The 15,048-nt window shown below is 38.9% G+C and carries 10 protein-coding genes; 8 read left to right on the top strand and 2 right to left on the bottom strand.

All coding sequences use genetic code 11. The annotated features are described in order from the left end of the window. The first annotated feature begins 258 nt into the window (after positions 1-258). Positions 259-4,311 (top strand): hybrid sensor histidine kinase/response regulator transcription factor, encoded by a 4,053-nt coding sequence (locus ACXAG7_RS02535; RefSeq protein WP_476665851.1) that lies wholly within the window; start codon positions 259-261, stop codon positions 4,309-4,311. A gap of 13 nt (positions 4,312-4,324) precedes the next feature. Here ACXAG7_RS02535 and ACXAG7_RS02540 read toward each other — a convergent pair whose 3' ends face one another. Next, positions 4,325-6,202, bottom strand: coding sequence for a SulP family inorganic anion transporter (locus tag ACXAG7_RS02540; protein WP_476665852.1), 1,878 nt, complete (start codon positions 6,200-6,202; stop codon positions 4,325-4,327). 136 nt (positions 6,203-6,338) lie between these two features. Between ACXAG7_RS02540 and pyrR the strand changes: the two genes are divergently transcribed. The 5 genes from pyrR to ACXAG7_RS02565 are packed head-to-tail and all read left to right on the top strand — an operon-like array spanning position 6,339 to position 9,483. Then, complete coding sequence (gene pyrR / locus ACXAG7_RS02545; RefSeq protein WP_408043959.1) at positions 6,339-6,878, top strand: bifunctional pyr operon transcriptional regulator/uracil phosphoribosyltransferase PyrR; 540 nt, start codon at positions 6,339-6,341, stop codon at positions 6,876-6,878. Positions 6,879-6,919: 41 nt separating this feature from the next. After that, a complete protein-coding gene (locus tag ACXAG7_RS02550) occupies positions 6,920-7,852 on the top strand; it encodes an aspartate carbamoyltransferase catalytic subunit (protein ID WP_408043960.1) in 933 nt (310 codons plus the stop codon). 4 nt (positions 7,853-7,856) lie between these two features. Further along, positions 7,857-8,189 (top strand): hypothetical protein, encoded by a 333-nt coding sequence (locus tag ACXAG7_RS02555; RefSeq protein ID WP_408043961.1) that lies wholly within the window; start codon positions 7,857-7,859, stop codon positions 8,187-8,189. Positions 8,190-8,221: 32 nt separating this feature from the next. Beyond that, complete coding sequence (locus ACXAG7_RS02560) at positions 8,222-8,542, top strand: T9SS type A sorting domain-containing protein (RefSeq protein WP_408043962.1); 321 nt, start codon at positions 8,222-8,224, stop codon at positions 8,540-8,542. Continuing rightward, positions 8,542-9,483 (top strand): ribonuclease Z, encoded by a 942-nt coding sequence (locus ACXAG7_RS02565; RefSeq protein ID WP_476665853.1) that lies wholly within the window; start codon positions 8,542-8,544, stop codon positions 9,481-9,483. Before ACXAG7_RS02560 ends, ACXAG7_RS02565 begins: the two co-directional genes overlap by 1 nt. On the opposite strand, the gene ACXAG7_RS02570 is transcribed toward ACXAG7_RS02565, so the two are convergent. Beyond that, entirely contained in the window at positions 9,480-9,842 is a 363-nt protein-coding gene (locus ACXAG7_RS02570; RefSeq protein WP_408043964.1) for a CoA-binding protein, read from the bottom strand. The genes ACXAG7_RS02565 and ACXAG7_RS02570 overlap by 4 nt on opposite strands. Before the next feature lie 95 nt (positions 9,843-9,937). Between ACXAG7_RS02570 and ACXAG7_RS02575 the strand changes: the two genes are divergently transcribed. After that, the gene (locus tag ACXAG7_RS02575) at positions 9,938-12,406 is read left to right on the top strand and encodes a TonB-dependent receptor (RefSeq protein ID WP_476665854.1); all 2,469 of its coding nucleotides are present in this window, start codon (positions 9,938-9,940) and stop codon (positions 12,404-12,406) included. 188 nt (positions 12,407-12,594) lie between these two features. Then, positions 12,595-14,985, top strand: a complete 2,391-nt coding sequence (locus tag ACXAG7_RS02580; RefSeq protein WP_476665855.1) for a TonB-dependent receptor domain-containing protein — start codon at positions 12,595-12,597, stop codon at positions 14,983-14,985. Positions 14,986-15,048 lie beyond the last annotated feature (63 nt).

The raw sequence follows: 15,048 nt of genomic DNA on the forward strand, positions 1-15,048 counted from the left end.
TCTGCTGGGTTACACTGGCAATAACAAATGAATACATAAGCAATAACAATGGCAAGTTAGCTCTTTGATTTAACTAAAAGGTGGTTTATTTATTCAGTTTCTCACCGGAGCTTGTTTTAGAAATAACCCCACTATTAATCAATTAATTGAAAGCAAGTTAGTTTAGACTACTTAAAAATAGTACACCTTTTTGACTAAAAAAAACTACCTAAAAATCACAAATTCCAGTATATTTGGCTCCCCCCTAAATTTCCCGTTATGAATAAAGCGACTTTATTTTTAGTCTGTTTACTAAGCACGTTTTGCTTTTCGTCCTTTGCTCAACAGCAATACAACTTTATTCATATTGACCCCAATCTTAAAAACAGTACCAAGCAAACCAATATCAATCATATTTTTGAAGATCAGCTCGGTTATATCTTGCTCTGTCATAAAAAAGGAATTGAACGCTATGATGGCTACCAATTTTCTCATACTAACATACAAGAGTTTTTTCCAGCTATAAGCTCGGAAGATTTCATTCAATTCGCGAGTAAAGATGCAGCAAACAGTCTTTGGGTGACTTCCAATCACGGACTACTAAGTACCCTAGATACGCTGGGGCACATCCGTGAAATTCCCAACAAAGGATATCAATTTAGTGCTACTCACATAGCAGGAAACGATTTGTTCGCAAGTACTTTTACAGGTACTGTGTTTCAATACAACTACCAAACCCAGGTTATGGACAGTATTACTACACTTCCGAAGACCCCAGGACTATCTTCCAAAATCAAACACGTTAAAAAAGGCAAAAATCAACGGCTATACATCAGTACTTACAAGGGGAAATTGTATCAGTACAACCTCCTTACTGGGCAACTTAAAAACATAAAACTCCCGATTCCTTCCTATGAATACGGAATAGCACTCGAACTTGACTTACACGATAGGCTTTGGGTAGGAACAGAAAATTTCGGTATTTTCCTTTTCGACACACGTTTGGAAAAATTTGACACACCCTATACTTTTTTAAAGGAAGTACCCGGTTTAAATAGTAGTATCGTCATGAACCTACTCTGCGACTCTGAAGGCAATTTATGGGTAGGTACTGATGGTGACGGCCTCTACCACTTGGAATTGGCAGCACAAAAATATTCGCTTTTCACACATGACCCTCTCAATAAATTTTCATTACCGACCAATACTGTCGTTTACACCAATGAAGATAGACACGGAAATATGTGGGTTGCTACCAATTACGGTGGATTAAATGTACTACCCAAAAGCAACAAACACATAAGTTACTATTCAGGATCTAAAAACAAAACTCCGGAACGTGTATTGTCTATACTGAAAACCAAAACCGACCTGTGGATAGGAACCGATGGTAATGGAATCACTAAAATTTCTTTTAACAACAATTCCGTACAGAAAAAGGAACAATTCTTTAACAATACACAGGGTGCCAAAGGTTTTTACGTGCAGAGCATTTTAGAAGATCCCATCGGTAATATTTGGATGGGGACCTACAAAAATGGACTGTGGCATTACAATACAGTTACCCAAAAATTCAAACCTGTTCCTTTACCCGATGTCATAGATGTTCGAAAACTATTTCAAGACAGCAAAAATCGCATCTGGGTCAGCACGGATGTAGCTCTGTACGTCTTTGATCAAAATTTACGTGAAATTGCCAAATTTCCGAACCATAAAAACGGACTTGGAGCCATCGTCAAAAGTATGGCCGAAATTAAGGACTACGGCTTGTGGTTAGGCTGTGATCACGGTGGCATCTTTCAGTTTATCGAACAATCACCATTTCATGAAAGTTATTTTGTTCAATATGAGCTCCCTCCTAACAGAAATGATATCCACGACATACAGCAGGCCGATAACGATCACCTGTGGCTTGTTGACTTATACGGAAAAATAGCATCGTTCAACCTAAAAACAAAAAAGCATCGCGTATGTAAAGATTTTGGGGCTTTTAAAAATGAAGCGATTAGTAGTTTACTCATCGAAAATGAACGAAAAATTTGGCTAGCGACCAAAGACAGAGGTATTTTCAGCTATGATTTACAAACCTCACTCGTGCAGAGTTATTATGAAATAGATGGGCTACAGGGGAATAATTTTATCCGAAGAAGTGCCTTTAAAGATGCTCAGGGAACACTGTACTTCGGTGGTCTGAAGGGAGTCAGTAGCATCTCCCCCAATGCCATCAGTAAATCGGAAATTACCCCTCAGCTGTACATAAACGATATCAAAGTTCTCAATCGCCCCATTCGAAAGGCGCTACCCGAACAATCAAAAGAAGGTGTGCATCAATTACAGACCCTACAACTGGATGCAGACGAGTCATCGTTTTCATTCAAGTTCTCAGCAATTGGCAATATACTCGCGCCCAATTTCTTCTACTCCTATCGCCTAAAGGGATTTGACCAAGAGTGGAAAAAAGTAACTGCCGACTTGCAGGCTTCTTACACCAACATTCCAGACGGTAATTACACCTTTGAGGTCCGCGCCAGTAACAACAAGGACACTTGGAACATTCCGACCAAACGCATCGCCATAACTATTGCCAAACCCTGGTACAAAAGTCATACAGCGTTTGGTATTTACGCCTGTATCCTCATTTTAATTTACTTGGCATTTCGAAAGTGGTATCACTTAAAAAACCACCTTATTTTACAGCGATTACACCATCAGAATGAAAAAGAACTCCAGGCACTTAAAATGGATTTCTTTGCTAAGATGTCACATGAAATCCAAACCCCAATTACATTAATTACCGGCCCCATAGATCACATGATTCAAAAGGCTGAGGAAGATGGTGATTTACTTTTAAAGGAGCGCTTAGAAATCATTCAAAACAACGCCCACCGACTTTCGAGAATCGCTTTTGAACTCACCACCCTACGCAATAAGGAATTGAACACCAACAAACTCAGGGTAACTCAAAACAATCTACTGAAAGATTTTGAAAAAATTTGCACCTCTTTTAACGAAGAGGCCCGACATAAAAACATCGATTTTAACTTGCTCCTCCCCAACCAGCTGAATGAAACCTGGTACGATCGAGACAAAATTGAACACATACTTTTTAATCTACTGGCTAATTCCTTTAAATTCACTCCTTCCGAAGGTGTTATACAACTCGTAGTAGAACCCATCAATCATCAAAAAGCTGTTAAAATAACCGTAAGTGATACCGGAATCGGTATTCCCAAACACGAACTCGATAAAATTTTCAAGCTATTCTATCAATCCCCACAAGGAGTCACTGCCGAAGGAAGTGGTATCGGTTTAGCCCTAGCAAAAGACTTTATGGACTTGCACCGAGGGGATATCCATGTAGAATCGGCTGTAGACGAAGGAACGACCTTTATTTTAACCTTACCGATTATCAAAACCGCCTACAGACCAGAAGAAATTTCAGAAGTAAAAACCTCGGACGATCACGCTGTGCATTCCGGTGAACTAGCCTACCAAGAAACCAAGAAAACACATAACAAAACCTTACTCATCGTCGAAGACAATTATCAACTCCGAGAATTTCTTCGTGCCATGTTCCACGAATCGTATAATGTTCTCGTAGCTGAAGATGGCCAGCGTGGTCTAGAAATAGCACAAAACATCTTTCCTGACCTTATTATCAGTGACATTATGATGCCTAAGCTCGACGGAATAAGCCTTTGTAAAAAACTCAATGAACACGTAGCTACCCAACACATCCCTGTCATCTTATTAACCGCTAAAAACTCCTCTCAAACACGGATTTCAGGATTGGAGTCTGGCGCTATCGAATTTATTCGTAAACCCTTTAACTCGCATGAACTGTTATTAAAAGTACACAACATACTACAAGCGAAAGAACACATAATTTCTAAATATAAAACTACATTGTTAAACTCCCCCTTAGTTATCGAACAGCAATCGCCCGAAGAAATTTTCATGGCGAATTTAGTATCGGCGATTAACAACCGCCTGGATACGCCTAATTTTAAAATTGAAGCACTGGCCAGTGATCTCAACATGAGTTACTCGGCATTGTACCGCAAATGTCAATCCATTACTGGCGAAAGCTTAGTCGATTTAGTGCGGTCTATCCGTCTTACCAAAGGAGCTATCCTCCTCGCTAAGTATCAGTACAACATTTCCGAAGCTGCCTATCAGTGCGGATTCAACGACCCTAAGTACTTTTCGAAATGTTTTAAAAAGAAATTTGGTATCCCTCCCAACAGTTTTAGAAAAGAAGCCCAGGAAATCACCTATGAAGAGCTTCTGGAAAAGTACCAGCTCGTTGAACAACAAAAAATCCCGCTTTAAAGCGGGATTTTTATTAGAATTTATATTCTGCCAAAGGTTTCGGAAACTTTTCGGGATTTGCTGCCAAATGATATCGCGGATCATCAACAGCCTCTTCAATAACTTCCGAGAATTTCGGACTTGCTTTTTCTAACAACACTTTACAGTCTTCACTCAAATGCTTCAATCGAACTTTTTTACCTGCGGCTTCGTACTTTTCTACTAAGTTAAAAATAGCCTCAATTCCTGAATGATCAGACACTCGTGATTCAACAAAATCGATCTCTATACTGTCAGGGTCGTTTTTCACGTCAAACTTTTCATTAAACGCTGAAATACTACCGAAAAATAGAGGTCCCCATATCTCATACACCTTTGTTCCGTCTGCTTTTACACGTTTTCTAGCACGGATTTTCTTCGCATTTTCCCATGAGAACACCAAGGCACTGATAATTACCCCTGCAATTACTGCGATTGCTAAATCAAAAAATACCGTAAGTAGTGAAACTGAGATTAAAACCACCAAATCTGCTACTGGAATTTTGTTGGCAATTCTAAAACTAGACCAAGCAAATGTTCCGATAACAACCATAAACATCACTCCTACAAGGGCACCGATAGGCACCTGTTCTATCAATGATGAAGCAAACAAGATAAACATTAGTAAGAAAACGGCAGCGGTAATACCCGAAAGTCGACCACGACCACCCCCTTTAATATTGATAATTGACTGACCGATCATAGCACAACCTCCCATACCTCCGAAGAGACCTGTTAAGATATTTGCACCACCTTGAGCCATACATTCTCTATTTGTATTTCCACGAGTTTCCGTTAAATCATCTATTAAATTTAAAGTCATCAATGACTCTATCAATCCTATCGCAGCCAAAATAAAAGCATAAGGTAGAATGAATTTAAAAGTTTCAAAATTCATTGGGATTTTTGAAAATGTCTCCCAAACAGGCATCGGGAATCCCCCTTTAAGTCCTTCTCCACCACCTTCTCTAATAAACGAACCTACCGTCGCTACATTCGTCAAGTTGGATAAAATAACAATTGCCGACACTACTAAAATTGCTATCAAGGCCTCAGGTAATTTTTTAGTCGCCTTCATTTTTGGCAAGCCCCACATGATAAGCATTGTTATTGCAACGAGTAATAACATTAGTAACAACTCAGAAGTTGGCAAAAATGACTTGGCATTTCCTTGTACCATAATATCGTATACTGTATTGTTTTCAAATCCGAATTTTATCTTATGAGTCGTTGCGTCGTATACGCGACCGTCAAAAATCTCATACGCGACCTGCTTAGTGTCCGGATTCAAGAGCTTAGCACCCTCTTTGGTGAACACCACACTCTTTGTAGCTGCGTCTACTACCTCATTGCCTTCTACGACAAAATGAGGGCTCACTAGCTCTATATTTTTAAGTTTATTACCATAAGGATCTTTATCGACCTTTTTAAACATACCTATCTGAGCAATAAAAATAACGATTGCCAAACCATTTACAAACCCCATCATTACTGGATGCGGGATTAAACGGACAAATTTCCCCAACTTAAAAACTCCGGCTAAAATCTGGATAACCCCCATAGCAATAACCGTTAAAAACAAGTAATACAACCCAAGGTTATCACCTTCCGCTCCCATGGCATTTCCCTGACGAACGAGATCAACCATTACTACGGCAAGTGCACCTGTAGCACCAGAAATCATTCCAGGTCGTCCTCCAAATATTGAGGTAATCAATCCAATCATAAATGCGGCGTACAATCCTACTAAAGGATCTACCCCCGCAACAAAAGCAAAAGCCACAGCTTCAGGCACCAAGGCCAAAGCGACTGTGATTCCAGACAAGACGTCGTTTCTCACGTTCCCGACACTCTTTTTAATAAATTCAGTCATACTACTTATTCGTTTTAAAAGTGCGCAAATATAGCTATTATTTAAACCATGGACGTTTCTTCAACTTTAATTTTGTCAAGCTGTTTTTTTCGCTTACTTTTGAATGTTGAAACTATCAAACAAACTTGGTAGCAACATGAGCAGAAAAATATTACTTACTTCCAAAGAAATTGAAATCATTCTGCATCGATTAGCGTGTCAGTTAATCGAAAATCACAACGATTTTTCAAATACTGTATTGATAGGACTACAACCTAGAGGTTCGTACTTGGCAAAGCGCTTGGCTGATTTATTGCAGAACACGTACCAGATAAACGAGGTACAACTAGGACTACTCGACATTACATTTTACAGAGACGATTTTCGAAGACGTGAGGAGCCTCTCGAGGCCACCACTACTGAAATTGACTTTCTCATCGAAGGGAAACAAGTCGTTTTTATTGACGATGTTTTATTTTCGGGTAGAAGCGTTCGTTCAGCACTCACAGCAATTCAATCGTACGGGCGTCCAGAAAACATCGAATTACTCGTTCTTATCGACAGACGATTTAGCAGGCATCTTCCCATTCAACCCGATTATCGCGGTAGACAAGTAGACGCCATTAATCAAGAAAAAGTTGTAGTACACTGGCGTGAAACCCACGAACAGGACACCATTTACATAGAAACCAAGTAAGCAGACTTGAAGTTAATTATGATTCAACCAAATTATCAAAAATGAAGCAGTTAAGCGCAGAACATTTATTAGGAATTAAATATCTAAAAAAGGAAGACTTAGATCTTATTTTCGAAACTGCTACTCATTTTAAAGAGGTCATCAACAGACCGATTAAAAAAGTTCCTTCTTTACGAGACATCACCATTGCCAATTTATTTTTTGAAAATAGTACCCGAACAAAATTATCGTTCGAACTTGCTGAAAAAAGACTTTCTGCCGATGTCATTAATTTTTCAGCAGGGCAATCATCTGTAAAAAAAGGGGAAACACTCATCGACACCGTTAACAACATTTTATCGATGAAAGTCGATATTGTGGTTATGCGACATTCTAATGTAGGCGCAGGTATATTTTTATCAAAACACGTAGATGCGAAAATAATCAATGCTGGTGATGGTACTCATGAACACCCTACCCAAGCGCTATTAGATAGTTTTTCTATGCGTCAGGCTTTAAATAGTGAATTGAAAGGCAAAAAAATTGTCATTGTCGGTGATGTATTGCACTCACGAGTAGCACTGTCAAACATTTTTGCTTTGCAATTGCAAGGAGCCGAAGTAAAAGTTTGTGGTCCGACCACCTTAATACCAAGGTATATAAGCTCACTAGGGGTAACGGTAGAGACCGATTTAAAGAAAGCTTTGGAATGGTGTGATGTAGCCAACGTACTTCGCGTACAGCACGAGCGTATGGACATCAAGTACTTCCCTTCTACCAGAGAGTACACACAACTCTTCGGGATCAATAAACAACTACTCGACAGCATGGATAAAAAAATCGTTATCATGCACCCGGGACCTATCAATAGAGGTGTTGAATTGACAAGTGATGTAGCAGATAGCAACCAATCAATCATACTCGACCAAGTAGAAAATGGAGTCGCTGTCCGCATGGCGGTTATTTATCTACTAGCGCAACAAATTAAACGCTAAGACCATGACTATTGACTTAAAAGACAATTATCAACTCATTCGTACCGAGGCGAAAGATTTTGACAATTTCATAACACTTTTCAGAAAAAACTACGAGAATATCAAGGATTCGCACATTATCCTTGATATTTCTCATGAAAATAATTTTACCGAACAGAATATTTTAGTATTTTTGGAATACGCTGATTTACAAAGAGAAAATGGCATGTCTTTTGTAGTAATTACTACGAAAGTAGATGTTGACCATTTTCCGGAACGCTTTAACATCGTTCCCACTCTCGTCGAAGCAGAGGATGTTATTGAAATGGAAGACATACAGCGTGACCTAGGTTTTTAACCTAGAATTCATAACCCCTAATGAATGTATATATGGCAAAAAAATTACTCATAATTCTATTTTTTCTGATTGGAACAACGGCATTTGCACAGTTGAAATCTGTCGACCAATTGAAAGCGTCACCCAACCCGTTTTCGAATCAGACTACTATTTATTTTCAATCACAACTCGACCAACCGGTATTAGTAACCGTGCGCAATGTTCTCGGTAAAACTGTTTACAACGAAAAACTACAAGTTAAAAAAGGCCAAAATACCTTCTTGTTTAAACGCAATGACCTTGCGGCAGGAATGTATATTTACGCTATCCAAACCAACAAAGAAGTGGTATCAAAACGATTTGTAATTAAATAATGAGTTTGAAACTTACGATTTTAGGATGTCATTCCGCTACTCCACGCGTGAATGCCCACCCTACTGCACAGTACTTAGAAATAAACAACCGTCATTTCTTAATTGATTGTGGGGAGGGAACACAACGCCAAATGCGAAAATACAAAGTTGGTTTTTCAAAAATCAACCATATCTTTATATCCCACCTTCACGGAGATCATTTTTTTGGATTAATCGGACTGATAGCTACATTCGGCATTCTAAACCGAGAAAAAGAATTACATATATACGGTCCTAAAGGAATTAAAGAAGTAACTGTACTACAATTAAAGCTCTCGAAATCTTGGACCAAGTACCCCATTCGATTTCACGAGTTAGAATCAAAAGAAAGTGAGCTTATCTTTGAAGATGACAAGGTTAGTGTCCGCACAATACCGCTAGATCACCGCGTGTATACCAACGGTTTTTTATTTACGGAAAAAGCCCAACCTAGAAAGCTCAATATTGACGCCATACGTCAGTACAATGAAATAGATATTTGCGATTACCAGAACTTAAAGTCGGGCAAAGACTACCGACTGGAAAACGGTGAAATCTTACCTAATGAAGTACTCACCTTCCCTCCACCTCCTGCAAAGAGCTATGCCTTTTGCAGTGACACCACGTACAAACCTGACATCGTACCGATAATAAAAGACGTAGACCTGCTATACCACGAGGCTACCTTTTTGAAAGACAGAGAACACCTCTGTGAAAAAACAAAACATTCGACAGCAGAACAAGCAGCGCGCATTGCTGCACAAGCAAATGCCAACAAGTTAATTGTCGGACATTATTCGAGCAGGTACAACGACATAACGGCCTTTAAAAAAGAAGCTCAGGAAATATTTGAGTGTGTTGAACTCGCTGAGGCGGGCAAACAATACTCCCTAAACTCCTATCCTATTGAAGTACTTAATTAGTATTGTTTCGTAGTTAAAAGTACCAGCGTACAAGCTAAAGTTGTTTCAATTCCATGTTCGTTTAGTTTCGTTTCTAACGAACTGTTTTCTGTTCCCGGATTGAATATGACACGTCTGGGTTTGAGCTCGAGTAAATAGGTTTCAAAAGAAGCCTGTAAACTAGGTCGTAAATACAAGGTAACGGTATCTACATCTGAATACTTTACCCGTTCCGTTTCGATACTGATTCCTGCAACTTCCCCAGCTGTTCTTCCATGTGCTAAGGTCGGTACCCCGTTCGCGACTAGGCGCTTAATTGCTTTGTTAGAGTAACGTTCAGCATTCAAAGAAGCACCAAGAACTAAGGTTTTATTTTTCATATTTGTTAATTATAAGTTAAAGAAAGTTAATTGGGGTAACAAAGTCACCCTTTGATGAGTCTACTAATTATCAAAGACAATTCAAAAATAACAAAATGAAAAAAATACTACTGTTACTATTAACCATCATTAGCGTAAACACCTACGCACAGATGTCCAAAAGCTACCTTCCTAAACCTGGCTCCATTACAGGAAAAGTCATAGATCAAGGTACTAAAGAGCCCTTACCCTATGTAAACATTGTAGTAAAAGATGCTGCAAACAAACTTATTACAGGAGGGATTACTAACGACGCAGGAACCTTTAAAATTTCGAATCTTCCATTGGGAAAGAGCATCGTTGAAATTCAATTTATCGGCTACAAAACGATTAACCGACCTATAAACATCGCTCGTAAGAATAAAAAAATTAACCTAGGGACTATTGAGCTAGCAGAAGATTCATCAGTGTTAGAAGAAGTAGAAGTTAGAGCAGAAACCTCTTCCGTAACTCAAAAAGTAGATCGTAAGGTAATTAATGTAGGAAAAGACTTAACCTCTGCAGGAGCTACAGCCTCTGAATTATTAAACAACGTACAGTCTGTAAGTGTAGACAGCCAATCGGGGAACATCAGTTTACGAGGAAATGAAAATGTACGTGTCTTAGTAGATGGAAAACCAACCAACATTCCAGCTGCTCAGTTATTAAAGCAACTTCCATCATCTGCTATTAAAAGTGTAGAATTAATCACGAACCCTTCCGCTAAATACAATCCAGAAGGGATGAGTGGTATTATCAATATCATCTTAAACAAGAACGCCAACATGGGCTTTAACGGATCTCTTAATACAGGTGTTGAAGCCGGACATTACGTTCGTTACAACGCTTCGACCAACATGAACTACAAAACGGGGAAGGTGAACTTCTTTATGAACTACGGGTTCAACGGAGGAGATCGTTACAACTTCGGTTTTGTTAACAGACCGGGATCAAGTTTTCAAGATTTTGTATTCAAAAATGACAACGAATCTCACTTAGTAAAGTTTGGTGCAGACATCTATTTAGATGATAAGAACACCATTTCATTGTATACTACTCAAAACTGGTTTAACAGCTTAGCCACCGGTAGAACATTGATTAAAGACACGTCTGGAACCATCACGAGCAATGCTCCTAACTCTCAAGATTCAGAAAGTAAAAACCAAGTGTACAACTTTAACTATAAGCACGATTTTGATAAAGACGGGCACAACATCGAATTGGAAGCTACTTATTCGCAAAACAAGGCTCCAAACTTCTTGCGCAATCAAGATCTTACCTTAGCGAGTACAGATAGAGACTATAAACTATTGAACTATTTTAACGATATTAATAACGACGGTAAAAACCTATTGTTAAACCTCGATTATACGAACCCAATTAGTGAAAACGGAAAATTAGAGTTAGGGTTAGAATACCGAACTAACCGCACGGATAACACCAACATTACCGATCAAGAGCGTCATACTTTTACAGGAACTACTATTACGGGTACTACCCCTATTGGAAACTCTCAATTCGATTACGATAGAAAAATCTATTCAGGGTACGCCAACTACGGACACAAATTTGGAAAAGTGACTATGCAACTTGGGGCGCGTATAGAGCAATACAACATCGAAGGAAATTTCACAGGTAAAAACGACAATGGTGTGGTAGAGACCAAAAAAGTGACTGATGATATTTTCACAATCTATCCTTCAGCATTCTTTACCTTTAACCCGAATGACAAGGATCAATTTCAATTGAGTTATAGCAAGCGTGTAGACAGACCTAACATCCAACAAGTAAATCCAATTAGAGAGTGGAGTACTCCGTTAATCACCTCAGTAGGAAACGAAAACTTAGTTCCTCAGTTCACCAACTCTATCGAGTTTAACTACACTAGAAAAATTAAAGGAGGATCGATAACTTTTGGAAGTTTCTACAGAAACATCACGGATGTAATTTCAAGGGTAACCTACAAAGATCCTACAGATGTGAGTAATACGAGACAAATTTTAACCTTCCAAAACTTCGACGATACCAATGCCTACGGTTTAGAGCTTTCTGCTAGCTACCGAATTGCAAAGTGGTGGAGAGCGAATGCAAGTATGGATGTATACGCACAAAAACAGTTTGGAACTACCGATTTAAGCAATCCAAATGCACCTAAAATTGAAGTAAAGAACGAAGTTTTTAACGCGCGTATTAGTAATAGCTTTACCCTTTCGAAAAAACTTCGCCTTCAATTATTTGCGATGTATCGCGGTGGTAACCAAGACATTCAATGGAAAGTTGACCCAATGGCGATGGTTAACTTAGGCGCGAACTACAGCGTATTAAAAGGAAAAGGAAATATTACATTCCGTGTCAATGACATTTTCAATACGATGAAGTTCCAGTTTGACTCATCAAATCCATTTACTCAAAATGGACGATTCAGATGGGAAAGCCGTACGAGTTATATCGGGTTTAACTACCGATTTGGAGGTGGTAAAAACCGAGCGAAATCGAGAAGAAGACGCGATGACAATGAAAAACAAGGTGGTGGCGGATTTATGTAATCTTTAACACCTAAAATGTGAAAAGTCTAGATATTTTTTTAATATCTAGACTTTTTTTTTATACTTGCACTTGCATACTACTGCAATTTAAAATGAATCGGCTATTTTACCAATAAATACATTTGCTATTTGTTCGTATTTACAACTACCCAACTTGTCCCAACAACCCCAGAATTAATTAACCATTGATGAAAAAATTATATTTTTTCTTAGTCCTTTTATTCCCCATAATTACCTACAGCCAAACTTCTGGCTTCTCTTTGCGTGGAAACGTTACAGCTGTGAGCACAAAGCAAGCGATTCCCGATGCAGAGGTATTGATCATTAATAAAAAGAATGCCGTGATAGCAAAAGGATTGACAGACGTCAACGGTCAATTTGTTATTCACAAACTTCCATTGAACCAAAATTTACAAATTAGCATTCATCATTTAAGCTTTCAGTCAACACTTTTGAAGCTAGCAGCGGCAACGACCAAAACAACCAAAGAATTACACATCAAGCTCACTGCCAACAATACGGTTTTAAACGATGTGAGCATCACGGCTCAAAAAAAAGTAAGTACGTATAGCACAAAGCAGCACAAACACATTATTAATGTCACCGATGATCTCTTGGCAAACGGTGGAAACTCGCTTCAATTATTGCAAAATTTGCCCGGAATCGATGTGAACTTGCAAAGTGGTGCTGTAAGCCTTCGAGGTAGTGCTAATGTCACAGTACTCATCAACGGAAAACCGAGTAACCTCAGTACCCAACAATTGCTTCGTCAAACGCCGGCGAACATGATTAAACAGGTGGAAATAATCACTTCACCATCTGCTAAATACATTGCTGATGGTACCAGCGGACTCGTCAATCTCATTTTAAAAAAACAGGAAGCCAAAGGATTTAATAGCTCCCTTGTATTAGGTGTTGAACATTCAAAAAACACACGACCAAGCTCTTATATCGATGTAAATTACCGCAAAGGCAATACGAATATCTACGGAAATTTTAATTTTGATTTTGGTAAAACGGCTACCTTACAAGAACTGAATAGAAGCGACCAGAGTATCCGACAACAATTCGATTTTCTACACGACTACAAGAATTACAGTTTTAAACTAGGTAGTGATTTTGTGTTGGATGCCGACAATACCATTTCACTGTACACCTATCAAAGTATCTCAAATTCCACGCTTACTACTAATGGGACCACTGAAATGCAGCCCACTAATTTAGTTGTCATCAACAACTCGCATTACAGAGAATCAGAACAAGTATACAATTTTGACTACCTCGTAAAACTTCCGAAAGAAGGTGCTGAGTTTGAAATGGAAATGAACTACAGTATCAGTAAGAACCCCGAAGATTCATTTAACCGCTTCCCTCAAAATCCATCAGATAAGCGCTATGAATACACGAATGATATAGCTGGGACTACCCAAGCTTGGCTTGCAAACGCCGATCTTACGTATCCCCTAACCAATACGTCGACCCTGGAATACGGAATTGAATTTCGATCACAAAACAACAGTAGCTCCATAGTTACCGACCAACAAGTATTACAAGGAACTCCTCCTGTAATCAGAGACCGAGGAACTACAGAGTTCGATTATTTTAGATCTATGACTTCCATGTATCTCAATTATCAGTACGAATTACGAGACGTTTACATTGAAGCGGGAGCCCGTATCGAGTATTTCCACTCCAAAGGAACTTTTAGCAATAGCCTTGAAGGAAAAAGACATACTAAAGACGATCTTTTTAGTGTGTATCCCTCGCTCTCAGTAAACTGGGACCTCGACAAAAAGAACAGCCTCCAAATGGCTTTTAGTCGAAGAATTGACCGTCCTTCTATGTATCAATTGAGCCCGATTCAAGAATGGGTTTCTCCTTTGACGACCTCTGAAGGAAATACTGCTTTAAAACCTCAGTTTAGCAATTCTATTGAGGCCAATTACACCCGCTCTATAAAAAAAGGGAATCTTAGAATTGGAAGTTTTTATCGTCGCATTGACGATTTAATCGGTCGCAGTATGACCTTAGACCCCAACAACTCGCTGCGTCAGTTGTTTTCCTTTGTCAATTATGACTATAGTGAAAACTACGGATTGGAAGTACAGCTAGGCTATCGCCCTTACAAATGGATACAATTACAATCGCGTGCTGAAGCATACATCCAAGAAACCAAGGGCCTCATCAATCAGCGTTTAGAAAACATTCAAAATACGCTGTATAAATTCATGATCAACAGCAACGTAACGTTGAGTGAAAAGCTCAGTGGGCAACTGGGAATATATTACCGTGCCAGAAGTAAAAACATCCAATTTACGGTAGCACCTTTTACCAATATAAGCGCCGGCTTAAACCTCTCTGTATTAAAAGACCAGGGTTCGATATCACTGCGATTCGTAGACCTCTTAAACGACATCAATTACGATTACAGTACCGAAAATCCCTTTCCTCAAGTTGGGAATTACAACCTGGAGTTAAACAGCGTTTACCTCGGATTCAATTACACTTTTGGAAGCGAATACGAAACGAGAGCTCGAAAAGAAAGAGCCTTACGAGAAACGGAAAAGGCCATGTTTTAAAAAATAAAATCGGGAGTGATAATTATCACTCCCGATTTTTTATTTTATACTAGCTGTTGTTTA

The sequence above is a fragment of the Tenacibaculum sp. AWR4_210 genome (genome assembly GCF_056160945.1).

What these genes read in the sequence shown, in the direction of transcription:
- ACXAG7_RS02535 (WP_476665851.1), top strand. Translation starts at nt 259, where the DNA reads ATGAATAAAGCGACTTTATTTTTAGTCTGTTTACTAAGCACGTTTTGC.
- ACXAG7_RS02540 (WP_476665852.1), bottom strand. Translation starts at nt 6,202, where the DNA reads ATGACTGAATTTATTAAAAAGAGTGTCGGGAACGTGAGAAACGACGTC.
- pyrR (WP_408043959.1), top strand. Translation starts at nt 6,339, where the DNA reads ATGAGCAGAAAAATATTACTTACTTCCAAAGAAATTGAAATCATTCTG.
- ACXAG7_RS02550 (WP_408043960.1), top strand. Translation starts at nt 6,920, where the DNA reads ATGAAGCAGTTAAGCGCAGAACATTTATTAGGAATTAAATATCTAAAA.
- ACXAG7_RS02555 (WP_408043961.1), top strand. Translation starts at nt 7,857, where the DNA reads ATGACTATTGACTTAAAAGACAATTATCAACTCATTCGTACCGAGGCG.
- ACXAG7_RS02560 (WP_408043962.1), top strand. Translation starts at nt 8,222, where the DNA reads ATGGCAAAAAAATTACTCATAATTCTATTTTTTCTGATTGGAACAACG.
- ACXAG7_RS02565 (WP_476665853.1), top strand. Translation starts at nt 8,542, where the DNA reads ATGAGTTTGAAACTTACGATTTTAGGATGTCATTCCGCTACTCCACGC.
- ACXAG7_RS02570 (WP_408043964.1), bottom strand. Translation starts at nt 9,842, where the DNA reads ATGAAAAATAAAACCTTAGTTCTTGGTGCTTCTTTGAATGCTGAACGT.
- ACXAG7_RS02575 (WP_476665854.1), top strand. Translation starts at nt 9,938, where the DNA reads ATGAAAAAAATACTACTGTTACTATTAACCATCATTAGCGTAAACACC.
- ACXAG7_RS02580 (WP_476665855.1), top strand. Translation starts at nt 12,595, where the DNA reads ATGAAAAAATTATATTTTTTCTTAGTCCTTTTATTCCCCATAATTACC.